The organism is Rhodanobacter sp. FW106-PBR-R2A-1-15 (assembly GCF_058789735.1).
In genome coordinates, this window is sequence record NZ_JBYTEM010000038.1 from 1 (window position 1) to 22284 (window position 22284).

Consider the following 22284-nt stretch of genomic DNA (forward strand, 5'->3'; position numbering starts at 1 on the left):
CTGACGCAAGGTCGTTTGTGCCTGAACCAGCACGGCGCGACGGCGCAGTAGACGCTGGACCGTGGCATAGCCCGCTGGCGGCGGGGTCCACGCCCGCAGATCGCTCTTCTCATGCGTGAGGTAGCGCAATAGCAAGGCGGCGTCCGACGCATCGGTCTTGGCTCGTCCGCCGATGCTTTCGCGGTAGCGCTTCAGCCGCAGGCCATCAATCACGTAGATCGAATGCCCCAACGCGTGAGCCCGCTCGACCAGCAGGACGTGAAAGACGTTGGTCGCTTCCACCGCCAGGCACACGGGGCCGGCCAGCGTCTTGAGGTAGCGGTCGATCGCCTTGCGTTCATTGCTCAACTTCACCCCATCCGACGACCAGGACTGGCGAATCACCAGCTCCGCCTTGGCCACATCGGCGCCAATCAATCGAGCTTCAACATGCATTGCCATGAGGGGTTCTCCCGGGTAGCTTTCAGGGCGCTTGCCGGGAACTCACCTGCGCTGGCTTGCCACAAATCGTCGGTCCCAAAGGCCGATAGATTCCTTATTGGCGCTGGTGGTGAGGGGCGGGACGAAGTCTCCTACCGTCTGTGCCTTTGGCCAGATGCGAACCTGGTCCCTCCACCCCGGCAAGCTCTTTCTCGCTTGCCGGGACCAAACATACAAGCGCACCCTGTGCGCGATGCTCTGATGTCGATCGAAGTGGAGAGCATCGCGCACAGGGTGCGCTCCTACACGATGTTTTGGAGCTGGATGTTCTGGAGCAGGGTGCGGACTGGGGCGGGTAGTCCCAGTGCGCCCAGGTCGTCGGCACCGCACCAGCGTAGCTGCGGATTATCGGCGATGCCGCGCTGCGCTGTCGCGTGGTCGAACAGCAGCGGCTCGATGGCGAGCCGGTAGTGGCTGAAGACGTGGGTGAACGGGGCTAGCGCCTGCGCGTCGTCGACCCGTGCGTGCTGCTGCGCGATGCGCCAGGCACCATCCGGGTCGCTGGCCTCGGGCAGGCTCCACAGGCCGGACCACACGCCATGCGGACCGCGCCGTTCCAGCAGCACGCGGCCATGGCGGTCGCGCAGGACCAGCATCACGGTGGCGCGGGTGGGAATGGATTTCGCCGGTTTGCGGCTGGGCAATAGCGCGGTGAGGCCGTCGCGGCGGGCGACGCAGTCGGCGGCCAGCGGGCAGGCTTCGCAGTGCGGGCGCGCGCGCATGCAGACGGTGGCGCCCAGATCCATGATCGCCTGGGTGTAGTCGGCCACGCGGGCCTTCGGCGTGTGCGCCTCGGCGTGTTGCCACAGCTGCTTTTCCACCGCGCTGTCGCCGGGATAGCCGTGGATGCCGTGCCAGCGCGCCAGCACGCGCTTGACGTTGCCGTCGAGGATGGGGAAGCGCAGCCCGTGCGCCTGGGCGAGGATCGCGCCAGCGGTGGAGCGGCCGATGCCGGGCAGGGCGGCGAGTGCGGCGAAGTCGCGCGGCAGTTCGCCGTCGTGCCGTTCCGCGCAGATCAGTGCGGCGCGATGCAGGAAGCGCGCGCGACGGTAGTAGCCGAGGCCCGACCACAGCGCCAGCACGGTGTCCTCGTCGGCGGCGGCAAGATCGCGCAGGGTGGGCAGCGCGCGGACGAAGCGCTCGAAGTAGCCGATCACGGTGGCCACCTGGGTCTGCTGCAGCATCACCTCGGACAGCCATACGCGATAGGCGTCGCGCCGACCGTCGTCGAGCGCGTGCTGCCAGGGCAGGTCCTTGCGGCCGTGCCGGTCGAACCAGCGCAGCAGGCGGGCAGCCAGCGACGCACTCATGGCGATGGTTTGCCGGCGACAGGCTTGCTCGCCGGCGCGGCGACCGTGGCGGCAGCCGCGGGCACGTCCGTGCCGGCACGGATGGTCAGGCCTTCGATGCTGATGCTGCCGGCCTGGAATTGCGCGATCTCGGCACGACCGCTGCCCGGCGGCACGCTCAGCTGCGGCCCCTGCGGGTTGTCCAGCTGGCTCCACCAATGCGCCAGCGCCAGCGGCGGCAGGCGCAGGTCGGCGTGATTGGCGGGGCCGTCGAGCTTCAGCGCAAGCAGCAGTGGATTGCTCTGGTCGGCAGGAGTCAGCAGCAGCGAGACGTCGTACTGGCCGGCATTGGCCTGGTCGAGTTTGCCGGCGAGGTTGGCGGCGGCGTCGGCGGCGCCGTGCCAGTGCGCATTGCCGGTGAGCGCTAGCGTGGTCGCGCTGCCCTGCGACAGGTGCAAGGTGATGTTGTCGAGCTGCAGCGCGTTGCCCTCGATGCGCGGCGTGGCGGACAGCCGCAGCCGCAGTGGCGTGCCCGCGGCGGTGGTGGCGGACAGGCTGAGCGGGAACGGCTGGCCGGAAACCAGGCTGCCGGCTTCGAGCGAGACATTGCCGAGCAGCACCTGGTTGCCGCGCACCACGCTGCCGCGGCTGACGCTGACACCGGTGTCGATGCGCGGGATGTTCGGCGGCACGCCGTCGGGCTGCGCGGGCAGCGCGGCGAGCCATTCCTGCAGCGCGTCGAGGTCGACCCGCGGCGACTCGATGTGCAGTTGTGAGATGACCGTGGGGCCGCCCAGCACGGTATGCCACGGCAGCACCAGCTGGCCGTGTGCGGCCAGCAGGATCGGTGCGCCGGCGCCTGCGGCATTGAGCGTGATGCCGTCCAGGTCCAGCGCCGGCCGCGGGAACAGGGTCGGGCTGGCCGGGCTGGCCAGGTTCAGTTCGAGTCCGGCGCTGCGCGCCTGGGACTGCAGCATGTGGGTGAAGCGTTCCGGCTGCAGCAGGATATAGACCGCGATCACCGCGGCCAGCAGCAACGCCAGCGCGAAGCCGCCGAGGACCAGCAGGGTCAGACGCAGTCGGCGCGGCATGCGCTCAGCCTCGCCGGCATGATTCAGTCATGGCCCTGCGCCCCGCCGCCGAGGCTGGCCGGCAGCAGACCGTCAACGAACGCCGCGGCCTCGAACGGACGCAGGTCGGTGGCGCTTTCGCCCAGGCCCACGAAGCGGATCGGCAGGCCGAACTCGCGTGCCAGCGCGAACACCACGCCGCCCTTGGCGGTGCCGTCGAGCTTGGTCACCGCCAGCCCGGTGACGCCGACGATCTGGCGGAACTGGCGCACCTGGCTGACCGCGTTCTGGCCGGTGGTGCCGTCGATCACCATCAGCACCTCGTGCGGCGCGTCGGCGTCGAGCTTCTTCAGCACGCGGGCGATCTTGCCCAGCTCGTCCATCAGCCCGCCCTGGGTGTGCAGCCGGCCGGCGGTGTCGGCGATCAGCAGGTCGGCGCCGCGCGAGCGCGCGGCCTGCAGCGCGTCGAAGATCACGCTGGCGGCGTCGGCGTCCTGGCCCTGCGAGATCACCGGCACCGCGTTGCGCTCGCCCCAGGTCTTCAGTTGCTCGACCGCGGCGGCGCGGAAGGTGTCGCCGGCGGCCAGCATCACCGCGCGCTGCTCGTCGCGCCAGCGGCGCGCCAGTTTGCCGATGGTGGTGGTCTTGCCGGCACCGTTGATGCCGACCACCAGCACTACGAACGGCTTCCTGCCGTCTACCTGCAGCGGCTGCTCGACCGGCTTGAGCAGGGCCAGCAGCGCCTGGCGCAGCGCGGCCAGCAGCGCCGGCGCGTCGGCGAATTCGCGCTTGTGCATGCGCTTGCGCAGGCTCTCGACCAGCTCGGTGCTGGCCTCGATGCCGACGTCGGCGGTGATCAGAGCGGTTTCCAGCTCGTCGAGCAGGTCGTCGTCGAGCTTCGGATGGCGCACGAACAGCGAGCCGAGGCTGCGTGCGAAGCCGCTGTCGGCCAACCGTTCGCGCCAGCTGCGCCTGGTCGGCGCCGCCGCTTCGGCAGCCACGGCGGCCGGCGCCACGAAACGCTCGGTTTCAGGCCAGGTTTCCGCCGGCGCGGCGATTTCGGCCAGCGCCTCGTGCAGCACGCCGTCGCCGCTTTCCGGCGCAACGGCGGCGGCGTGCTCTGCCTGCTTGTCGGCGGGCCCCGCTTCGGTGGGCTTTTTCTTCCAGAACTTGAGCATCGCGGCGGTGATTCAAAGACAATGGGCGGCATGCTAACACTCCAACCCGTACTGGCCGCTGAGGGCGCGACGGCATGAACGGTGCGCGCCGCAGCGCGTCGGGGCGCATCCGCATCATCGGCGGCAGCCTGCGCAATTCGCGGCTGGAAGTGCCGGAGCTGCCCGGCCTGCGGCCCACCCCCGAGCGGGTACGCGAAACCCTGTTCAACTGGCTGGCGCCGGTGCTCGGCGGCGCGCGTTGCCTGGACCTGTGCGCCGGCACCGGTGCGCTCGGCATCGAGGCGCTGTCGCGCGGCGCGGCCAGCGTGCAGTTCGTCGAGCGTGACAGGCAGGCGGCGCAGGCGCTGCGCGCAAACCTCGCGCGGCTCAAGGCCGACGGCGGCCAGGTGGCGGCGCTGGAGGCGGAGGCGTTCCTGCACGGCGCGGCGCAGGTGTACGACCTGGTCTTCCTCGACCCGCCGTTTGCGCTGCAGTTGTGGCCGACGCTGGCGCGCCAGTTGGAACAGGGCGGCTGGCTGGCCGAACGGAGCTGGATCTACGTGGAGTCGCCGCGCGGCCAGGCCCCGACCCTGCCGCCGACCTGGCAGCTGCATCGCGAGGGTCACGCCGGCGAGGTGCGCTTTGCGCTCTATCGGCGCGCGCTTCCGTTAAGCTAGGGCCACAACCACTGCCGCTTCCCTACTCGTGAGCAAAACTTTGGGCAACTCGCGCCTGGCCGTCTATCCAGGCACCTTCGATCCGATCACCAACGGGCACACCGACCTGGTGACGCGCGCCGCGCACCTGTTCGATCACGTGGTGGTGGCGGTGGCCGACAGTTCCAACAAGGGTCCGGGTTTCAGCATCGGCGAGCGGATCACCCTGGCGCGGCTGGCGCTGGCCGACCTGCCGAACGTGGAGGTGCGCGGCTTCGATTGCCTGCTGGCCACCTTCGTGCAGGAGGTCGGTGCCGGCGTGATCATCCGCGGGCTGCGCGCAGTGTCGGATTTCGAATACGAATTCCAGCTGGCCAGCATGAACCGGCATCTGATTCCGCAGGCGGAAACGCTGTTCCTGACGCCGGCCGAACAATACAGTTTCATCTCGTCCTCGCTGGTGCGCGAGATCGGTCGCCTCGGCGGCGACATCTCCAGTTTCGTGCATCCGGCGGTACAACAGGCCATGCGGCAGCGCTGGCAACAGAGCCGTTCCGACTTCAACAAGCAACCCGAAACAAAAGGTGACCACCATGCGTAAGTTCGCTCTCATCGCTGCCCTCGCGCTGACCGCCAGCCTGATCCTGAGCGCCTGCGGCAAGCAAGAATCCGCCGAGCAGGCCGGCCGGCAGACCAGCCAGCAGGCGACCAAGCCGACCGACCCGAACGACACCAAGGCGTGGAACGCCTACCTCGGCCAGATCGTGCAGAACAACATGCAGGGCATGAAGGCCGACCGCCCGTACCCGTACCTGGTGCCGGGCGGCGATTCGGAGGAGGCGGTGGCGGGTCGTGGCCGTCAGCTGTCGAACGTGGAGGACACCGTGGCTCGCGGCGTGCTGCCGGGCAACATGCTGGTGTTCGCCGGCCCGGATTCGGCCAAGACCGCGGACCTGGTGGCTGCGGCGTTCAAGGATGCCAAGCCCGGTTCGTTCAAGGACGTGATTGTCCTCTTCATCGGCAACCAGGCCGACCAGCAGCGCGTCGATGACGTGCTGAAGCCGACCGGCGCCACGGTGCGCTTCGTCGCGATGTAAGCACGCCGCCGCGGGTACAGGTGGGGGAAGGGGAGGCTGCGCGGTGGCCGTTTCTCCTTCCCGTTTCCCTCGTCCGCCGCGGCTCCGACCCCATGTCCCTGAAGATCCTCGACACCTGCGTCAATTGCGACGTCTGCGAACCGGCCTGCCCGAACCAGGCGATCTCGCTGGGCGAGGAGTTTTACGTGATCGACCCCTCGTTGTGCACCGAATGCGTCGGTCATCATGACGAACCGCAATGCGTGGCGGTATGCCCGGTCGAATGCATCGTCAGCGATTCCGAGCATGCCGAATCGCGCGAGCAGCTTGAACTCAAGTACCGTCAGCTGATGGCCAAGGAGTCCGCGGCATGAGGTTTTCCATGAACTGGCGCGTGCTCGCCCTGAGCCTGCTGCTGGCTGGCGGCAGCGCGTTCGCCGCCGACGGCGCGCCGAAGGCGGCGCCGCCCGCACCGGCCCACGCCGCGTCGCTGCGTCCCGGTCACGCGGCCGTCGCCAGCGCGAACTTCCACGCCACCGAAGCCGGCCTCGAAGTGCTGGCCAGGGGCGGCAATGCGTTCGACGCGGCGGTGGCGGTGGCGGCCACGTTGTCGATCGTGGAGCCGGAAAGCTCCGGCACCGGCGGCGGCTTCATGGCCGTGCTGCACCTGGCGAAGGACGGCCGCGACGTCTTCATCGACGCGCGCGAGACTGCACCGGCGGCAGTGAACCCGAAGGATTACCTCAACCCGGACGGCAGCCCGAACCGCGACGCCGCGCTGCGCGGACCGCTGTCGGCCGGCATTCCGGGCCAGCCGGCCGGGCTGGCGCTGCTGTCCAGCCGCTATGGACGGCTGCCGCTGGCGCAGTCGCTGGCGCCGGCGATCCGCATCGCGCGTGACGGCTTCCAGCCGGACGAGCGCCTGCGCGGCGCGATCGCCGGCACGCAGAAGGATCTCGAGCGCTGGCCCGCGTCGGCCGCCAAGTACCTGCCGGGCGGCAAGCCGCCGGCGGAAGGCGCGGTCTGGCGCGACCCGGACCAGGCGCGCACGCTGGAACTGCTCGCTGCGCACGGTCACGACGGTTTCTATCGGGGCGAGGTCGCGCAGAAGCTGGTCGAGGCGGTACGCGCCGCCGGCGGCAACTGGACGCCGGCCGACCTGGCCAGTTACCAGGCGAAGGAGCGCACGCCGATCAGCGTCGACTACCGCGGCTACAGGATCGTCACCGCACCGCCGCCGTCCTCCGGCGGCGTGGCGATCGCCGAGATCCTCAACATCCTGTCCGGCTACGACCTGACCAAGATGGATGCCGCCACGCGCGCGCACTACATCATCGAGGCGATGCGCCGCGCGTTCCGCGACCACAACGACTACCTGGGCGACCCGGACTTCGTGCAGATGCCGCTGGACATGCTGCTGTCGCCGTACTACGCCGCCGGCCTGCGCCAGGGCATCCTGCCCGACAAGGCCACGCCGTCGTCGATGCTGCCGCGCGCCGAGGCGCCGGAGCCGGGCATGCACACCACCCACTTCTCGATCATCGACGCCGACGGCAACATGGCCGCGGTGACTTCCACGGTGAACTACACGATGGGTTCGGGCTTCGTCGCCGCCGGCACCGGCGTGCTGCTCAACGACGAGATGGACGACTTCGCGCTGGTGCCGGACAAGCCGAATGTGTACGGCCTGCTAGGCAGCACGGCGAACGCGCCGAAGGGCGGCAAGCGCATGCTGTCGTCGATGTCGCCGAGCATCGTGATTGGCGCCGGCCGCACCGCGGTGATCGGCTCGCCTGGCGGCTCGACCATCATCACCCAGGTGCTGGAAGGCATCCTGCATTTCATCGACGGCGAGAGCGCGCAGCAGATCGCCGCGCACAAGCGCTTCCACCACCAGTACCTGCCGGACGTGGTGATGGTGGAGGACGGCACGTTCGACGCCGCCGCCAGCGGGGCGCTGACGAAGATGGGCTATACGTTGAAGCCGCGCGAATCGTGGGGCTTCATGAACGTGGTCACCTGGGACCGCAAGGCCAACCGGCTCGACGCCGCCAGCGACCCGCGCCGGCCCTCGGGGCTGGGCAAGGTGCAGTAGGCCCTTCGAAAACTGGCCATTGCTCGTCATTCCGGCGAAAGCCGGGATCCAGCGCCAAGGGTTTCGGTGAGCCAGAGTCACTGGGTCCCAGCTTTCGCTGGGACGACGGTCCAAATCGAGGTTTTTTCGAAGTTCCCAGCAAGGTCAGACCATGGAATTGTTCTCGCTCACCGGCAATTCGCAGCAATTGGACGGCGGCGCCATGTTTGTTCGGCCCATCCATGGGCCTCACCCTTCGGGCCAGCCTTCGGCTGTCCAAATCCGCTCCTTGCGGATTTGTGTTCGGCCCATCCATAGGTCTCACCCTGCGCTGCGCGCAGGGCCGCCTGCGGCGTCCGGATTCGTTCTTGACGAATCCGTGGCAACGCGAGGTATCTGAAAATGGAACTCTGGTCTCTGCTGGGCAACTCACAGCAATTGGACGGCGGCGCCATGTTTGGCAACGCTCCTCGGGTGCTGTGGTCGCGCTGGATTGCGCCGGATGCGGAGAACCGCATTCCGCTGGCCTGTCGCTGCCTGCTGGTGAAGGGTCTGGATGGGCGCAACGTGCTGTTCGAGGCCGGCATCGGCGCGTTCTTCGAGCCGGCGCTGCGCGAGCGTTACGGCGTGGTCGAGTCGCGGCATGTGCTGCTGGATTCGCTGGCCGAGGCCGGGCTCGGCCACGAGAACATCGATGTGGTGGTGCTGTCGCACCTGCACTTCGACCATGCCGGCGGCTTGCTGGCGGCGTGGGAAGAGGGCCAGCCACCGCGGCTGCTGTTCCCGAACGCACAGTTCGTAGTGGGCGCGGAGCACTGGCGCCGCGCGCTGCAGCCGCATCCGCGCGACCGCGCCTCGTTCGTGCCGGAGCTGCAGCCGCTGCTGGAAGCCAGCGGCCGGCTGGAGCTGGTCGATGGCGAACATTCGCGGACGCTGGGCGAGTCGGTGCGCCTGTTCTTTTCGGATGGCCATACGCCCGGCCTGATGCTGGCCGAGGTCGGCGGCGTGGTGTTCTGCGCCGACCTGATCCCCGGCCGCTTCTGGGTGCATCTGCCGATCACCATGGGCTACGACCGCTACCCGGAGAAGCTGATCGACGAGAAGCGCGTGTTCCTGGAGGACAAGCTGGCGCGCGGCGTGCAGCTGTTCTTCACCCATGACCACGATTGCGCGCTGGCGCGGGTGACCCGCGATGGGCGCGGCCGCTTCGGCACCGCCGACGAGCAGCGCATCCTGCGCGGCATGCCGCCGCCCCGCCAGGCGGAAGCGGGCTGATGAAAGGGCGCAGGACGGGCTCCCTGCAGGGGCTGGCATGGAACGTTATCGGTGCGCTGCTGCTGCTGGCCGGCATCGGCCTGGCGGCAACCACCGAACGCAGCCTGCTGAACTACCGCGTGGTAGCCGGCCTGCATGGTGGCGCGGTGATCGACCTCGGCACCAACTCGCCGCCAGCCGGCGGCGAGCACGGTGCGATGGCGCGCGTGACCGGTACGCCGACGGTGGTGGAGGCGCCGCGCGATCCGGATTTCAACCTGCGGGCGAATACCCCGGTGCTGGTGCGCCATGTGGAGATGTTCCAGTGGCGCGAGGTGCGCGTCGGCAGCGGCGTGCACTACGAACTGGACTGGGTCGACCACCTGCTCGACGCCGACCGTTTCGAGGAACCGCAGGGCCACGCGAATCCGGTTGGCTTCCCGCTCAGCGGTAAGCAGTTCGACGCCGGCCTGGTGCGACTCGGCGGGTTCGGGTTGGGGCCCGTGCTACTGCATGCGATACCGGGCACGCAGCAGGTCACGCCGGACCCTGGTGCACTGCCGGCGAATCTGGCGGCCAGCTTCAGTCGCTACCAGGACTACCTGGTGACCAGCGCGCAGCCGGGCGACCCGCGGCTGGGCGATGTGCGGGTGAGCTGGAGCGAGGTGCCGCTGCAGGAGCTGACCGTGGTCGCGCGCGTGGATGGCGACCGGCTGGTGGCGGCCACCGAAGCTGCCGACGGCAAGGGTTACGTCGTGCAGGTCGGCGACGTGCCGGTGCTGGACATCTTTCCGGATCTTCCGGTTCCACCGGAGTTCGTGACCGGCTGGCGGATCCTGGCGGTGCTGCTGGCGTCGCTGGGGGCGTTCGTGCTGCTCGCGGTCCAGCGTAACCGGTGCGAGCCGCTGCTGGCGCTGGGCCTGGCGGCGCTGGCCGTGGGCATCGTGGCCGGCGTGCTCTGGCTCGGCAACGACACGCGCAACATGCTTGGCTGGCTGGCGCTGGCGCTGGGCGGCCTGCTGCTCACCGGCTGGCGACTGCGCCGCGTGCGTTGAACGCGCGGGCGCTTCGCGCCTTCCCTCAGGCCGTCGCCGACTTGCCGTCGGCCGAGGCGAACACCTGATCGGCCCACTGCGTGGCACCCAGGTAGATCGTGGCCATGCGCTGGATGCGCTGCGGCACGGCGTGCTCGCTGGTCAGCTCGCCGGCTTCCCAGGCGAGGATCTGTTTCAACAGTGGCGCGAACGGCCCGCCGCGGCCGGTCAGCGCATCGCTGATCTCCGGCACCAGGCGCAGGTGGGTCAGCAGGAACTCCATCGGCGCGCACATCAGGGTATCGAGCAGCGAGAACAGGCCCACGGTGAAGGCCATCTCCGGATAGCCGTTGGGCATGCCGGTGGCCAGCTCCTCGCACATGTGCGCGCGGATCAGCGCGGCGCGCAGCAGTTCCGGCGGACGGTCGTCCATGCTGCACATGGACATGGTGTCGATCCAGTTGCGCATGCGCATGACACCGAAGAAGATCGCCGCCTGCTGCACCGACTTCAATTGCCGCGGCAGCGCGAAATAGGCCGAGTTGACGCAGCTGAGCAGCTTGTAGCTGAGTACCGCGTCGTCGCGCACAATGTTGCCCAGCTCCACCGGGCCGGGGTTGCTTTCCTGCAACACGCGCATCAGGCGCAGCATGCTCAGGCGATTGGCGGTGAGCACGGGTACCGCCACCGGTTGCGGGATCAGCAGGTAGCGGCCCTGGATCGCCTTCAGCGGCAGCTCCAGGCAGCGTTCGTAGGAGAGATGGTCGTTGACGTGGCCGGCCACCACCTGGATGCCGCGCTGGTGCAGCTCCCCGGCGCGTTCCTTCAGCCGTTCGGGGCTCAGGTGGCTGGCGTCCAGCCGCACCAGCTGCACCATCTGCAGCAGGGTTTCCAGCGCCAGGCTGCTTTCCAGGTCGGCGCCGGGCACGTCGAGCATGAACTGGCAGCCGCGCTGCGCCATCTGCTGCAGGTGCTTCATCAGCGGCGCGTCGGTAGCCACGTGCGGCAGCAGCACCACGCCGAGGCGCGGCTGGTGCAGCAGCACGTCGGAGTCTTCCGGCAACAGCTCGGCCGGCATGTTGAGGAATGCGCGGTTGCCGCGCACCAGCCGGGTCAGCGCGCCGTCGGTGATGGTCGACAGCACGCATTGCAGCAGGGTCTGCTCGTCGCCCGGCTCGCGGTGGAACACGATCTCGTAGGCGAACAGCTGGCGCTCGCGGTCGAGCATGGGCACGCGCAACACTGGCAGCGGCACCGAGGTCGGCAAGCCCTCGCGACCCGGCGTGTCGATGGAGGGGGAGGCAGCGGAGGAAGCGTTCGGTTGGCTCATGATCGGTCGTCGTGGTTGACGGTGGGCGTGCCGGGGGAGGGCTGCTTCGCAGTCAGTAGGGGGATCGTTTGCGTGGGCAGCCGGTGGCGTGGTCTCTCATCGCGAGGTCATACCGCCGCCAGTACCTGCGAGCGCAGGCTGGCATGCAGTTCGCCGGAGCGGCCGTAGAGTTCGTTCTCGCCGGCGTGGCCGGTCAATACGGCCAGCGCGCGGCGCGTCTGGCTCAGCCGCTGGCTGACCACGCTGCCGTTGCGCTGGTTGAGCAGGTGGCAGTACTGCAGCCGCTGCACGATGCGGCTCCAGCCAGCCGCCGAGGCGGCCGCCACCGCCGGCTGCTCGGCCGCCAGCTGCTGACGCTCGGCGTCGAGCTGCTCCAGTTGCAGCATCAGCGCCTGCTTGCGCGTGCCGGCCTGGTCCAGCGCGTCGCTGTCGCGGGCATCCAGCGCCGTGCGCTCGGCTTCGAGCACCTGCGCGAGCCGGTCGACCGCCTGCTGCATGTCGCCCAGCACCGCGGCCAGCGCGTCGTCCAGCTCGTGCTGCAGCGGCCGGTTCATGCCTTGCCCGTGCCGCCGAGCTGCTGTTCCAGCGCAAGCATGCGGTCGGCGATGCGCCCGGCATCGACCTTGTAGCTGCCGTCGGCCAGCGCCTGGCGCAGGCGTTCCACCCGCGCCGCGTCGATCACGGTGCTGTCGTCGGTCCGGGCGGCTTCCTGCAGCGCAAGGGCCGAGTCGGTCAGCTTGAGCTGGTCGCCGGCCTTGGGCACGGCGCTAGCGGCATCCGCCGAACCGCTGGCCGTGGTGGCCGGGCCGTTGCCCGCGCTGCCGGTGGTCTGCGTGAACTTCGGCAAGCCGTTGTTGGAAATGGTCGTATTCATGGGTCCGTGCTCGCTGGGGTGTGGCCCTGTAACCGACAGATCGGCTGCAGTCGCGGAAACTTTAGCGGTGAATGGCGGGCGTGGCGGCGCCGGCTGGCGGCGCTCATGGCAGCGCGACCACCGTGCCCGGGGCGCTGACCATCGCGTCGACCACCTTGCCCGAGCTTTCGTTGCGCACCCGCAGGCGGGCGCCGTTGTCGCCGCTGCCCATCGCCACGCCGGTCGCGCGTACCTCGATGCCGTCGAGCCTGGCCACCATCTCCACGCGGTCGCCGGCACGCACCATGCGGCGGCCGCCCAGTGCGCCGGGCGAAAGCACGCTGCCCTGCGCCAGCGAGCGGGCCAGCGTGCGGCCGGCCACCTGGGCGAGGTTGTCGATGTAGCCGTAGCCGAGCCGGGCAACGTCGCGTTCCTCCGCGTGCACGTCTGCGGCGCCCAGGCCGTCGCCGCGCAGCAGCGGCCGGCTGGTCACCAGCACGTGGCGGAACAGTTGCAGCTGCAGCGGCACGCGCACGGTCCAGCCGCCGGGTTGCGGGCAGCGCACCGGCACGGTCAGGCGCGACGAGGTCGCCGCATAGACAGGCACCACGGCGCGCAGCGGTTCGCGGCAGGCGTCCAGGCGCAGGCGCAGGTCGAGCGGCGCGGCGCTGACCACCACCCGGCTGCCCGGCAGCGCGTAGTGCTCGCGCACCGCCTGTTCGGCCGCGGCGCGTACGCTGTCGGGCGATTGCGTGGTGGCGGTGGTGCCGTCGGCACGGGCACTCTGCGGCCACGCGCCGAAGCCCAGCGCGGCGAGCAGCAAGCCGGTGACGAGGAGCCCGGTTTTGCTCATGCGTCCGCCAGCAAGGCGCCGAGTTGTCCGAGCAGCGCTTCGCGATCGGATTCCATCTGCTGCGACAGCGTGGCGGCCTGTTCGAGCTGGCCGTCGCAAAGCAGGGTGACGAAGCGGTTGCCCTGTTCGCACAGGCGGCTGCCGCTGCCGCTCAGGCCGGCGCTGGCGGGGTGGCCCTGGTACAGCGCGCCCAGTCGGTCGGCGCTGCGGTTGATCGCGTGGGTATCGAACCAGCGCCGATCCAGCGCGCCCGGTTCCAGCAAGGCCAGCTCCGCTGCCTGGCGCAGGTTCAGCGACGCCTCGCGCAGGGTCAGGCTGAGGCTGGCCGGGTCGCGGCCGCTTTCGCCTTCCAGCCAGTCCAGCCCCAGCCGGTGCGCCAGCAGGGCGGCGCGATGCAGCGCGTCGGACTGGCGCCGCGCCTCGTTGCCGCGGCGCTGCAGCGCGCCGAGCGCAGCCTGCGCCGCGGTGGCGCGCGCGTGCTGCACATCGTGGTTCTGCTGCAGCTTGTGGATGCGCGCGCCGGCGGCCTGCACGGCTTCGCCGCCTTCGCGCAGGGTGGCGCCGGACTGGCCGACGCCGGCCTGCGCGCGCTCCAGTTGCTGCAGGCTGTGCTGCACGTCACCGTCCAGCTGCAACGAAAAATCGCCGATCGAGCCGGTGACGGCCTCGATTTCGGTGGTGGTGAGCGTGGTTTTTTCCGCCAGCTGCTTGACCTCGTCGGCGACCACGGCGAAGCCGCGGCCCGCCTCGCCGGCACGCGCCGCCTCGATCGCCGCGTTCAGCGCCACCAGGTTGGTCTGGTGCGCGATCTCCTGCACCACGCCGATCAGCTGGCGGATCTGCGCTACCTGCTCGGCCAGCTTGCTCTGGTTGCGGTTCATCGCCGACAGCGCGCTGCGCAGCAGGCGCAGCTGGCCATCGAGCTCGCTGACGCTGCGTTCGCCGGCCTGCCCGGCCTGGCTGGCCTGGTCGAGTTCGGTGCCGATCTGCTGCAGCGCCGTCGAGATACCGGCGCTGCCATCCGTCAAACGATCGACGCTGCCGCAGCCCTCGCCGGCGGCCTTGGCCAGCGCCGCCTGTTCGCGCGACAGCTGCTGCACCGCGCCAAGCACCAGACTCTGCTGCTCCACGGTCTGCAGCGCCACCGAGGCAGGCGGCCGGGCGGCGACGCGGGCCAGCAGTGGAGCCAGCACGTGCGCCGCGCGCGGATACCGCCGTCGCAGCGCGGCGACCTTCGCGTCGTCGCCCGCGACGGCGGCCTCCACCAGGGCAGTGAGGTGCGTGGTCCAGGTCAGGCTCATGGGGCGGAGGTCACCTTGGGTATGTGGCGCGGAAGTGCAACCGCTGCATCGACAGCAAGCTGCGAAACTTGAGGAAGCAAGTCGCATGCCAGTGCGGCGAAGAGCGCACCCCTCCCGGTCTGTACACCCTGCTGCGCAGGGAGGGAGCGAAGCACGGCAGCGCTCAAGTGCGCCGTGTTGCGGCCGATAGCCACCGCGTACGGCCGCGGCGGCGGCAGCGCACCCGAGGAGAGCGCATGGGCGGCACGTTGCTGGAAAAGGTGGAGCAGCACACCCGGCTGGCCGGGCACAACCGGGTGGCCATGCTGCTGTTCCGGCTGGGCGACGAGCAGCTGTTCGGCATCAACGTGTTCAAGGTGCGCGAGGTGCTGCGCCGTCCACCGCTGGAGCGCATGCCGGGCGTGCACGCCTTGCTGGCCGGCAGCTGCGACTACCGCGGGCAGACCATTCCGGTGATCGATCTGGCCGCCGCACTCGGCTACGCGCCGCTGCGCGAGGTGGCTTCGGCGCATCTGATGGTGACCGAATTCAACCGCTCGGTGCAGGGCTTCCTGGTGGCGGACCTGCAGCGCATGGTGCAGTGCGCGGGCGAAACCCTGGTGGCGCCGCCGAGCAACCTGGGCTTCGGTGCGCGGGTCAATGCGGTAACCCGCATCGACGGCGCGCTGATGGCGGTGGTCGACGTGGAGCACGTGCTGGCCAGCATCGACGCCCCGCCGGCCGAGCTGTCCATGCAGATGCAGCGCGCCGCCGACACCCGTGCGCTGTCGCCGCGACGGGTGATGGTGGTGGACGATTCGCTGATCGCGCGCCGCCGGCTGGTCGGCTTGTTCAAGCAGATGAACATTGAATGCGTGGTGGCGACGGATGGCCGCGAAGCGCTCGAGCGCCTGCAGGAACTCGCGGCGGGCGACCCCGCCGATGGCGTCAGGCTGGTGGTGTCGGACATCGAGATGCCGCGCCTGGACGGCTACGCGCTGACCCGCGCGATCCGCGAGACGCCGGGCCTGCGCCAGCTCAAGGTGGTGCTGCACAGCTCGCTCAGCGGCATCTTCAACGAGGCGATGGTGAAGGAGGTCAAGGCCGACCGCTTCGTCGCCAAGTACCAGCCGGACCTGCTGGCGCAGGCGGTGCTGGAGCTGTTGCCCGAGCCGGCAGAAGTGTCGACGCGCTGACTCCGGCGCGGCTGGCGCCAGCAGTGCGTCAACAATCCGTCTTTTCGCCGGCGGCGCCCTCGCGGTGTCGCGGGCACGGCTTCGCCAGCCCAGTTGCAGCAACGCTTTCCCCGTGGTGGCATGCAATTTGCCTCCAGCTCCGTGCGGCAACTGCACGCGGAGCAAAGCGATGTCCCTGACCCCTGACAACCTGTTCGGTATCCACACCCGGGCTCTGGACCTGTGGCAGCGCCGCACCGAGGTGCTCGCCAACAACCTGGCCAACGCCGACACGCCCGGCTACCTGGCCCGCGACATCGACTTCCGCAAGGTGCTGGCGGACGTCGGCGGCAGCCAGGGCGAACTGCCGCTGCAGACCACCGCCGCCGGCCAGATCGGTACGGCCGGGCCGGTGGCCGACGGCGTGCTGGCATACCGCGTGCCGACCCAGCCGAGCATGGACGGCAACACCGTCGACGCCCAGGCCGAGCAGGCTGCGTTCGCCGCCAACGGCGTGCACTACCAGGCCAGCCTTTCCTTTATCACCGCGCGGATCCGCATGTTGCGCATGGCCATCAACGGAGGTCAGGGCTGATGTCACTGTTCTCGATCTTCAACGTAGCCGGTTCCGGCATGGCGGCGCAGTCGCTGCGCCTGAACACGGTGGCCAGCAACCTCGCCAATGCCGACAGCGTGGCGACCACGCCGGACGCGGCCTACCGCGCGCGCGAACCGCTGTTTGCCGCCGTGAAGAACCGGCAGGACGGCGGCGGCGATGCGCCAGGCGAGGGCGTGCAGGTGCTCGGCGTCACCGAGAGCCCGGCGGCGATCCCCAGCCGCTACGAACCCGGCAACCCGCTGGCCGACGCCGACGGCTACGTCTACAGCAGCAACGTCAACCCGGTGGACGAGCTGGTCAACATGATCTCTGCCTCGCGCTCGTACCAGAACAACGTCGAGGTGATGAATTCCACGCGCCAGCTGATGCAGAAGACGCTGGATCTTGGCAAGTGAGGCAGCTACCGATGAGGCACACGGCATGAGCGGCATGAATGTTTCGAACGTGGGCGCCAGCGCCGGCCAGGCGGTCCGCGCGGGCAAGGACAAGACCCTCAGCCAGGCTGACTTCCTGAGCCTGCTGACGCAGCAGATGCGCAACCAGGATCCGACCAAGCCGACGGATTCGTCGCAGATGGTCAGCCAGCTGGCGCAGATCAGCCAGGTCTCGGCGACGCAGGCGCTGCAGACATCGTTCGACGACCTGAGCAAATCGATGCAGGGCAACCAGATCCTGCAGGCCAGCGGCATGGTGGGGCGCAATGTGGTGGTGCCGTCCGCGGCCGGCACGCTGCGCGACGGCGGTATGGACGGCGCGGTGAACGTGCCCGACGGTCGCGGTCAGGTACTGGTGAAGATCAACGACACGCAGGGCAACGTGCTGCGCACGATCAGCCTGGGCACGCCGCCGGCGGGGCTGGCGCGTTTCCACTGGGACGGCATGGGCGACGATGGCCAGGCGTTGCCGGCGGGAACCTACGGCCTCGCGGCGCAGGCCGGCAACACCGCCGTGGCCACCTACGCCAGCGGCAAGGTCACCGGCGTGGGCATGACCGGCAGCGACGGTGTCTATCTGGATGTGGACGGTTTTGGCGGTGCCCTGCTGAGCCAGGTTGCGCAGATCAACTGACGGCCCCGCGGGGCTTCAATACAGAGGAATTATCCGATGCCTTTCAACATTGCCTTGAGCGGTCTCAACGCGGCCTCGAAGGATCTGGAGGTTACCGCCAACAACATCGCCAACACTGCCACCACCGGCTTCAAGGGCTCGCGCACGCAGTTCGCCGAGCTGTTCAACGCCGCCGGCCCCAACCTCAGCTCCAGCCAGACCGGCAGCGGTGTGCGGCTGACCAACGTGGCGCAGCAGTTCACCGCAGGCAGTGTCGAGACCACCAACAACAGCCTGGACTTCGCCATCAGCGGCAACGGCTTCTTCACCGTGCACGACGGCAAGGGCTATTCCTATACCCGTGCCGGCGCGTTCCAGAAGGACCAGAACGGCTACGTGATGAACGCCAGCGGCCAGCGCCTGCAGGTGTTCCCGCCGGTGGCCGGCGGCACGTTCGATACCAGCACGCTGACCGACCTGCAGCTGTTCACCGCGCAGAACGCGGCCAAGGCCACCGGCACCGTGCAGATGTCGCTGAACCTGCCGTCGGACGCCACACCGCCGGCGACCCCGTTCAAACCGCTCACCGATCCGTCGAGCTACAACCAGGCCACGCCGTTCACCGCCTACGACTCGCTCGGCGCCACCCACAGCGGCGTGGTGTACTTCGTCAAGGACCCGGCGGCCAACGTGTGGAACGCCAGCCTGTACATCGATGGCGGCTCCACCGGCGCCTCGCAGCAGCTCACCTTCAACAGCAGCGGCGCGCTGGTGAAGCCGGCGAACGGCATGCTGAATTTCCCGGCGGTGTCGGTCAGCCCCGGCGCCAACCCGATGCAGCTCACCCTGGACATGAGCAAGGCCACCCAGTTCGGCAACGCCTACGCGGCCAGCGCGATCAACCAGAACGGCTACCCCACCGGCATCCTTTCCAGCATCGACGTGTCGCGCGAGGGCGTGGTGCAGGCCAAATATTCCAACGGCCAGACCTCCGCGCTGGGCCAGCTGGCACTGGCGCAGTTCTCCAACGAGCAGGGCCTGCGCCAGCTGGACAACACCAATTGGGCCGCCTCCTACGACTCCGGCACGCCGGTGATGGGCGCCGCCGGCGGCGGCACCTTCGGCAGCGTGCAGGCCGGCGCGCTGGAGGCCTCCAACACCGCCGACCTCACCGCGCAGCTGGTCAACATGATCAAGGCGCAGCGCAACTACCAGGCCAATGCGCAGGTGATCTCCACCGACAACCAGCTCACGCAGACCATTATCAATATTCGTAACTAAAGGCTCGCTGCCACCCACCGCACCCGCGTTTCCTCGGCGTCATTCCCGCGAAAGCGGGAATCCAATTCGGCCGGGGAAGCCAAGGTCAGGATGGATTCCCGCTTTCGCGGGAATGACGTCCGGAAGGGGTCGCAACTCGCGAAGAACCGAGGCAATCCATGGATCGTTCGCTTTATGTAGCCATGACTGGCGCCACGCAGATGATGCGCGGGCAGTCGGAGGTGGCGCACAACCTGGCCAACGCCGACACGGTCGGCTTCAAGGCGCAACTGTCGGCGTTCCAGCCGCTGGCGGTGCAGGGCCCCGGCATGCCCACGCGGATCAACGGCGTGGCGCAGGGACTGGGCGTGGACCTGCGCGAGGGCGGCCAGATCGAGACCGGCCGCGAGCTGGACGTGGCCGTGCAGGGGCCGGGCTGGATCGCCGTGCAGGGCGCCGAGGGCAGCGAAGGCTATACCCGTGCCGGCGAGTTGCGGCTGACTCCCGACGGCCTGCTCACCGATGCCCGCGGCAACCTGGTGCTGGGCGACGGCGGTCCGATCAGCGTGCCGCAGAGCGCGCAGGTGAACATCGGCGCCGACGGCACCGTGTCGGTGGTGCCGATGGGACAGGGGCCGGAAACGATCGCCGCGGTCGGCCGCATCAAACTGGTCAACCCGGCCGCCGACCAGCTCGCGCTAGGCAGCGACGGGCTGATGCACCTGGCCGGCGGCGCCACGGCGGACACCGATCCCGCGGTCACCCTGAAGTCCGGCGTGCTCGAGTCCAGCAACGTCAACCCGGCGCAGACGCTGGTGCAGATGATTCAGCTGTCGCGCCAGTACGAGTTGCAGATCCGCGCCGTCCGCAGCGCCGACGAAAACGCGCAGTCGGCCTCGCGCCTGCTGCAGATGACCTGATCCCCATCGTTCAAACAGACATCCAGACATCCATTCGGAGTCCATCGACATGTTCTCATCCCTGTGGGTAGCCAAGACCGGCCTCGACGCGCAGCAGACGCGCATGGACGTGATCTCGAACAACCTCGCCAATGCCAACACCACCGGCTACAAGAGCGCGCGCGCCTCGTTCCAGGATCTGGTCTACCAGAACCTGCGCCAGCCCGGTGGCCAGACCACCGAGCAGACCCAGGCGCCGTCCGGCCTGATGCTGGGCACCGGCGTGCGCGTGGCCGGCAGCGAGAAGCTGTTCACCCAGGGCAACATCGAGCAGACCGGCAACTCGCTGGACCTGGCCGTGCAGGGGCGCGGCTTCCTGCAGGTGACCATGCCCGACGGCAGCATCGCCTACACCCGCGACGGCTCGCTGCACATGGATCAGAACGGCCAGATCGTCACCGCCAACGGCTACGCGCTCGACCCGGCCATCAGCGTGCCGGCCAACGCGCAGAGCATCACCATCGGCAGCGACGGCACCATCAGCGTGAGCGTGCCGGGCCAGGCCGCGACGCAGCAGATCGGCACGGTGCAGCTGGCCGACTTCATCAACTCGGCCGGCCTGCAGCCGAACGGCGACAACCTCTACCTGGAAACCGCCTCCAGCGGCTCGCCGCAGATCGGCCAGCCGGGCCTGAACGGTCTGGGCACGCTGGCGCAGGGCGCGCTGGAGTCCTCCAACGTCAACGTGGTGGAGCAGATGGTCGACATGATCGAGACCCAGCGCACCTACGAGATGAACTCCAAGGCGGTCTCCGCCGCCGACTCGATGCTGCAGTTCCTCACCAACAAGACCTGAGGCGCGCCGTGATGCCTGCCCGTCCTTCCTCCCTCTCGGGAGTCCCGAACAACCTCTTTTCCCCTCGTCATTCCCGCGAAAGCGGGAATCCATGTTGCTGTTCCGCAAAGCCGCGATGGAATCCCGCTTTCGCGGGAATGACGGTGTTGGGTGTGCTCCGCGGCTCCCTCGTGCTCTGCGCGCTGGCCCTGCTGGCCGGCTGCGCCAGCGGCCCGTACGCGCGCGACGATACCGAGTGGGCGCCGACGCCGCCGCCCGCGCCGCAGATCGCGGCGGAGCAGGCCAACGGCTCGATCTATCACGACCAGCAGAACATGGAGCTGTTCGCCGACCCGCGCGCGCACCGCGTGGGCGACATCCTCACCGTGGCGCTGGTGGAAAGCACCCAGGCCAGCAAGAAGGCCAGCACCAGCACCAGCAAGACCGACAAGGCCAAGATCGCTTCGCCTACCGTGCTTGGCCAGAACCTGTCGATCGGCGGCAACGCGGCGAACATCGGGCTGGACGGCGAGCGCAGCTTCGACGGCGCCGGCTCCAGCACGCAGAGCAACCAGCTGGTCGGGCAGATCACGGTCACCGTGGCGCAGCGCCTGACCAACGGCAACCTGCTGGTGCGCGGCGAGAAGTGGTTGACCATCAACCAGGGCCAGGAGCTGGTGCGCATCTCCGGCATCGTGCGCCCGCAGGACATCGGCCAGGACAACGTGGTGCCGTCCACCCGCGTCGCCGACGCGCGGATCAGCTACACCGGCCGCGGCACGCTGGCCGACGCGAATACGCGCGGCTGGCTGTCGCGCTTCTTCAATTCGAAGTGGATGCCGTTCTGATGAGTGCTATGAACACCACATCACACGCTTCTGCTCCCTCCCCTGCGACCGAAGGAAGTCCCTTTGGGGCAAGCAGGGGGAGGAGCTTGTTCGTGGCCGCCCTTGTGCTTTTCATGGGATTGATTACTCCCGCCCGCGCCGACAAGGTCCGCGACCTGGTGCAGGTCGCCGGCGTGCGCAGCAACCAGCTGATCGGCTACGGGCTGGTGGTGGGCCTGGACGGCTCAGGCGATCAGACCACGCAGGCGCCGTTCACCACCCAGAGCCTGGAGAATATGCTGCAGCAGTTCGGCATCACCGTGCCGGCCAGCGCGCGGCCGCAGCTGAAGAACGCGGCCGCGGTGATGGTGACGGCGGATCTGCCGCCGTTCGCCAAGCCCGGCCAGACCATCGACGTCACCGTCGCCTCGATCGGCAACGCCAAGAGCATCCGCGGCGGCCAACTGCTGATGGCGCCGCTGCGCGGCGCGGACGGCAACGTCTACGCGGTGGCGCAGGGCAGCGTGGTGGTTGGCGGCATCAGCGCGCAGGGCAAGAGCGGCTCCAGCGTGCAGGTGAATATCTCCGCCAGCGGGCGCATCCCCAACGGCGCCTCGGTGGAACGCACGGTGCCCTCGTCGTTCAGTGGTGGCGGCGACCTGATGCTGAACCTCAACACCGCCGACTTCACCACCGCCACGCGGATCGCCACGGCGATCAACCGGAGCTATGGTGCCGGCACCGCGCAGCCGCTCGACGGCGGCTCGGTCAGCGTGCGCGGGCCGCAGGACCCGGCGCAGAAAGTGGCGTGGCTGGGCGCGGTCCAGAACCTCGACGTGCAGCCGGGCGACGCGCCGGCGCGGATCGTGGTGAACTCGCGCACCGGCACGGTGGTGATCGGTTCGGACGTGCGGGTCAGCGCCGCCGCGGTGGCGCACGGCGCGATCCAGGTCACCATCAGCGAGCAGGCGCAGGTCAGCCAGCCGGCGCCGTTCAGCCGTGGCGGACAAACCGCGATCGTGCCCAGCAGCAGCGTGCAGGTCAGCGAGGAGGGCGCGCACATGTTCAAGTTCGGCCCCGGCGTGAGCCTGGACACCATCGTGCGCGCGGTGAACCAGGTCGGCGCCACGCCGAGCGACCTGATCTCGATCCTGCAGGCATTGAAGCAGGCCGGCGCGCTGCATGCCGACCTGGTGGTGATCTGAGCCGGCCCGCA

The 22284-nt window shown here is 69.2% G+C and carries 25 protein-coding genes; 16 read left to right on the forward strand and 9 right to left on the reverse strand.

Annotation, left to right across the window (positions count from 1 at the left end; genetic code table 11):
• From AC3WTD_RS16315 to ftsY, 4 genes are all read right to left on the reverse strand, one after another.
• Positions 1-441: IS110 family transposase (locus AC3WTD_RS16315; protein WP_492614415.1), on the reverse strand; the 441-nt coding region annotated here is incomplete at its 3' end.
• A 281-nt stretch (positions 442-722) separates the two neighbouring features.
• Positions 723-1790, reverse strand: coding sequence for an A/G-specific adenine glycosylase (gene mutY / locus AC3WTD_RS16320; RefSeq protein WP_492614416.1), 1068 nt, complete (start codon positions 1788-1790; stop codon positions 723-725).
• On the reverse strand, positions 1787-2860 hold the full coding sequence (locus AC3WTD_RS16325; RefSeq protein WP_492614417.1) for an AsmA family protein: 1074 nt from the start codon (positions 2858-2860) through the stop codon (positions 1787-1789). The genes mutY and AC3WTD_RS16325 overlap by 4 nt, the downstream gene beginning before the upstream one ends.
• A 23-nt stretch (positions 2861-2883) precedes the next feature.
• Positions 2884-4017, reverse strand: coding sequence for a signal recognition particle-docking protein FtsY (gene ftsY / locus AC3WTD_RS16330; RefSeq protein ID WP_492614418.1), 1134 nt, complete (start codon positions 4015-4017; stop codon positions 2884-2886).
• Between the two features lie 74 nt (positions 4018-4091).
• Between ftsY and rsmD the strand changes: the two genes are divergently transcribed.
• The 7 genes from rsmD to AC3WTD_RS16365 all read left to right on the forward strand — a co-directional run bounded on the left by rsmD (position 4092) and on the right by AC3WTD_RS16365 (position 10111).
• Positions 4092-4673, forward strand: a complete 582-nt coding sequence (rsmD, locus tag AC3WTD_RS16335) for a 16S rRNA (guanine(966)-N(2))-methyltransferase RsmD (RefSeq protein ID WP_027491068.1) — start codon at positions 4092-4094, stop codon at positions 4671-4673.
• Positions 4674-4701: 28 nt separating this feature from the next.
• Entirely contained in the window at positions 4702-5253 is a 552-nt protein-coding gene (gene coaD / locus AC3WTD_RS16340; protein WP_235642365.1) for a pantetheine-phosphate adenylyltransferase, read from the forward strand.
• On the forward strand, positions 5246-5749 hold the full coding sequence (locus AC3WTD_RS16345; protein WP_492614419.1) for a hypothetical protein: 504 nt from the start codon (positions 5246-5248) through the stop codon (positions 5747-5749). Before coaD ends, AC3WTD_RS16345 begins: the two co-directional genes overlap by 8 nt.
• A 92-nt stretch (positions 5750-5841) precedes the next feature.
• A complete protein-coding gene (locus AC3WTD_RS16350) occupies positions 5842-6102 on the forward strand; it encodes a YfhL family 4Fe-4S dicluster ferredoxin (protein WP_027491065.1) in 261 nt (86 codons plus the stop codon).
• Positions 6099-7823, forward strand: a complete 1725-nt coding sequence (gene ggt, locus AC3WTD_RS16355) for a gamma-glutamyltransferase (RefSeq protein ID WP_492614420.1) — start codon at positions 6099-6101, stop codon at positions 7821-7823. Before AC3WTD_RS16350 ends, ggt begins: the two co-directional genes overlap by 4 nt.
• Positions 7824-8204: 381 nt before the next feature.
• Entirely contained in the window at positions 8205-9077 is an 873-nt protein-coding gene (locus tag AC3WTD_RS16360; protein ID WP_492614421.1) for an MBL fold metallo-hydrolase, read from the forward strand.
• Entirely contained in the window at positions 9077-10111 is a 1035-nt protein-coding gene (locus AC3WTD_RS16365; RefSeq protein ID WP_492614422.1) for a TMEM43 family protein, read from the forward strand. The genes AC3WTD_RS16360 and AC3WTD_RS16365 overlap by 1 nt, the downstream gene beginning before the upstream one ends.
• Positions 10112-10136: 25 nt before the next feature.
• Here AC3WTD_RS16365 and AC3WTD_RS16370 read toward each other — a convergent pair whose 3' ends face one another.
• The 5 genes from AC3WTD_RS16370 to AC3WTD_RS16390 form a co-directional block, all read right to left on the reverse strand.
• Positions 10137-11420 carry an EAL and HDOD domain-containing protein gene (locus AC3WTD_RS16370; RefSeq protein WP_492614423.1) on the reverse strand — a complete coding sequence of 428 codons (1284 nt, stop codon included), beginning with the start codon at positions 11418-11420 and terminating at the stop codon, positions 10137-10139.
• A 107-nt stretch (positions 11421-11527) separates the two neighbouring features.
• Positions 11528-11974 carry a flagella synthesis protein FlgN gene (locus tag AC3WTD_RS16375; RefSeq protein ID WP_492614424.1) on the reverse strand — a complete coding sequence of 149 codons (447 nt, stop codon included), beginning with the start codon at positions 11972-11974 and terminating at the stop codon, positions 11528-11530.
• Entirely contained in the window at positions 11971-12294 is a 324-nt protein-coding gene (gene flgM, locus AC3WTD_RS16380; protein ID WP_037089290.1) for a flagellar biosynthesis anti-sigma factor FlgM, read from the reverse strand. The genes AC3WTD_RS16375 and flgM overlap by 4 nt, the downstream gene beginning before the upstream one ends.
• Positions 12295-12397: 103 nt before the next feature.
• A complete protein-coding gene (gene flgA, locus AC3WTD_RS16385) occupies positions 12398-13126 on the reverse strand; it encodes a flagellar basal body P-ring formation chaperone FlgA (protein ID WP_235642363.1) in 729 nt (242 codons plus the stop codon).
• Positions 13123-14427, reverse strand: coding sequence for a methyl-accepting chemotaxis protein (locus tag AC3WTD_RS16390; RefSeq protein ID WP_492614425.1), 1305 nt, complete (start codon positions 14425-14427; stop codon positions 13123-13125). The genes flgA and AC3WTD_RS16390 overlap by 4 nt, the downstream gene beginning before the upstream one ends.
• Before the next feature lie 236 nt (positions 14428-14663).
• On the opposite strand from AC3WTD_RS16390, the gene AC3WTD_RS16395 reads away from it, so the two are divergent.
• The 9 genes from AC3WTD_RS16395 (at position 14664) to AC3WTD_RS16435 (ending at position 22273) form a co-directional block, all read left to right on the forward strand.
• Positions 14664-15602, forward strand: a complete 939-nt coding sequence (locus AC3WTD_RS16395; RefSeq protein WP_492614426.1) for a chemotaxis protein — start codon at positions 14664-14666, stop codon at positions 15600-15602.
• A gap of 169 nt (positions 15603-15771) precedes the next feature.
• Positions 15772-16176: a flagellar basal body rod protein FlgB gene (flgB, locus tag AC3WTD_RS16400; protein ID WP_027492134.1), complete on the forward strand. Its 405-nt coding sequence runs from the start codon at positions 15772-15774 to the stop codon at positions 16174-16176.
• A complete protein-coding gene (gene flgC / locus AC3WTD_RS16405; RefSeq protein ID WP_027492133.1) occupies positions 16176-16595 on the forward strand; it encodes a flagellar basal body rod protein FlgC in 420 nt (139 codons plus the stop codon). Before flgB ends, flgC begins: the two co-directional genes overlap by 1 nt.
• A gap of 34 nt (positions 16596-16629) precedes the next feature.
• Positions 16630-17268 (forward strand): flagellar hook assembly protein FlgD, encoded by a 639-nt coding sequence (locus tag AC3WTD_RS16410; protein ID WP_492614427.1) that lies wholly within the window; start codon positions 16630-16632, stop codon positions 17266-17268.
• Between the two features lie 36 nt (positions 17269-17304).
• A complete protein-coding gene (gene flgE / locus AC3WTD_RS16415) occupies positions 17305-18528 on the forward strand; it encodes a flagellar hook protein FlgE (protein ID WP_027492131.1) in 1224 nt (407 codons plus the stop codon).
• 158 nt (positions 18529-18686) lie between these two features.
• Positions 18687-19427 carry a flagellar basal-body rod protein FlgF gene (flgF, locus tag AC3WTD_RS16420; RefSeq protein ID WP_492614428.1) on the forward strand — a complete coding sequence of 247 codons (741 nt, stop codon included), beginning with the start codon at positions 18687-18689 and terminating at the stop codon, positions 19425-19427.
• A gap of 49 nt (positions 19428-19476) precedes the next feature.
• Positions 19477-20262 (forward strand): flagellar basal-body rod protein FlgG, encoded by a 786-nt coding sequence (gene flgG / locus AC3WTD_RS16425; RefSeq protein WP_027492129.1) that lies wholly within the window; start codon positions 19477-19479, stop codon positions 20260-20262.
• 137 nt (positions 20263-20399) lie between these two features.
• Complete coding sequence (gene flgH / locus AC3WTD_RS16430; RefSeq protein WP_492614429.1) at positions 20400-21089, forward strand: flagellar basal body L-ring protein FlgH; 690 nt, start codon at positions 20400-20402, stop codon at positions 21087-21089.
• 113 nt (positions 21090-21202) lie between these two features.
• Entirely contained in the window at positions 21203-22273 is a 1071-nt protein-coding gene (locus AC3WTD_RS16435) for a flagellar basal body P-ring protein FlgI (protein WP_492614430.1), read from the forward strand.
• Positions 22274-22284: the final 11 nt, after the last annotated feature.

Excerpts from the sequence above, each read along its gene's own strand:
- flgE (WP_027492131.1), top strand. The coding sequence starts at position 17,305 with ATGCCTTTCAACATTGCCTTGAGCGGTCTCAACGCGGCCTCGAAGGAT.
- AC3WTD_RS16345 (WP_492614419.1), top strand. The coding sequence starts at position 5,246 with ATGCGTAAGTTCGCTCTCATCGCTGCCCTCGCGCTGACCGCCAGCCTG.
- rsmD (WP_027491068.1), top strand. The coding sequence starts at position 4,092 with ATGAACGGTGCGCGCCGCAGCGCGTCGGGGCGCATCCGCATCATCGGC.
- AC3WTD_RS16410 (WP_492614427.1), top strand. The coding sequence starts at position 16,630 with ATGAATGTTTCGAACGTGGGCGCCAGCGCCGGCCAGGCGGTCCGCGCG.
- AC3WTD_RS16375 (WP_492614424.1), bottom strand. The coding sequence starts at position 11,974 with ATGAACCGGCCGCTGCAGCACGAGCTGGACGACGCGCTGGCCGCGGTG.
- flgF (WP_492614428.1), top strand. The coding sequence starts at position 18,687 with ATGGATCGTTCGCTTTATGTAGCCATGACTGGCGCCACGCAGATGATG.
- flgG (WP_027492129.1), top strand. The coding sequence starts at position 19,477 with ATGTTCTCATCCCTGTGGGTAGCCAAGACCGGCCTCGACGCGCAGCAG.
- AC3WTD_RS16370 (WP_492614423.1), bottom strand. The coding sequence starts at position 11,420 with ATGAGCCAACCGAACGCTTCCTCCGCTGCCTCCCCCTCCATCGACACG.
- AC3WTD_RS16435 (WP_492614430.1), top strand. The coding sequence starts at position 21,203 with ATGGGATTGATTACTCCCGCCCGCGCCGACAAGGTCCGCGACCTGGTG.
- AC3WTD_RS16390 (WP_492614425.1), bottom strand. The coding sequence starts at position 14,427 with ATGAGCCTGACCTGGACCACGCACCTCACTGCCCTGGTGGAGGCCGCC.
- flgM (WP_037089290.1), bottom strand. The coding sequence starts at position 12,294 with ATGAATACGACCATTTCCAACAACGGCTTGCCGAAGTTCACGCAGACC.
- ggt (WP_492614420.1), top strand. The coding sequence starts at position 6,099 with ATGAGGTTTTCCATGAACTGGCGCGTGCTCGCCCTGAGCCTGCTGCTG.
- mutY (WP_492614416.1), bottom strand. The coding sequence starts at position 1,790 with ATGAGTGCGTCGCTGGCTGCCCGCCTGCTGCGCTGGTTCGACCGGCAC.
- flgA (WP_235642363.1), bottom strand. The coding sequence starts at position 13,126 with ATGAGCAAAACCGGGCTCCTCGTCACCGGCTTGCTGCTCGCCGCGCTG.
- AC3WTD_RS16360 (WP_492614421.1), top strand. The coding sequence starts at position 8,205 with ATGGAACTCTGGTCTCTGCTGGGCAACTCACAGCAATTGGACGGCGGC.
- AC3WTD_RS16365 (WP_492614422.1), top strand. The coding sequence starts at position 9,077 with ATGAAAGGGCGCAGGACGGGCTCCCTGCAGGGGCTGGCATGGAACGTT.
- AC3WTD_RS16325 (WP_492614417.1), bottom strand. The coding sequence starts at position 2,860 with ATGCCGCGCCGACTGCGTCTGACCCTGCTGGTCCTCGGCGGCTTCGCG.
- AC3WTD_RS16350 (WP_027491065.1), top strand. The coding sequence starts at position 5,842 with ATGTCCCTGAAGATCCTCGACACCTGCGTCAATTGCGACGTCTGCGAA.
- flgB (WP_027492134.1), top strand. The coding sequence starts at position 15,772 with ATGTCCCTGACCCCTGACAACCTGTTCGGTATCCACACCCGGGCTCTG.
- AC3WTD_RS16395 (WP_492614426.1), top strand. The coding sequence starts at position 14,664 with ATGGGCGGCACGTTGCTGGAAAAGGTGGAGCAGCACACCCGGCTGGCC.
- flgC (WP_027492133.1), top strand. The coding sequence starts at position 16,176 with ATGTCACTGTTCTCGATCTTCAACGTAGCCGGTTCCGGCATGGCGGCG.
- flgH (WP_492614429.1), top strand. The coding sequence starts at position 20,400 with ATGACGGTGTTGGGTGTGCTCCGCGGCTCCCTCGTGCTCTGCGCGCTG.
- ftsY (WP_492614418.1), bottom strand. The coding sequence starts at position 4,017 with ATGCTCAAGTTCTGGAAGAAAAAGCCCACCGAAGCGGGGCCCGCCGAC.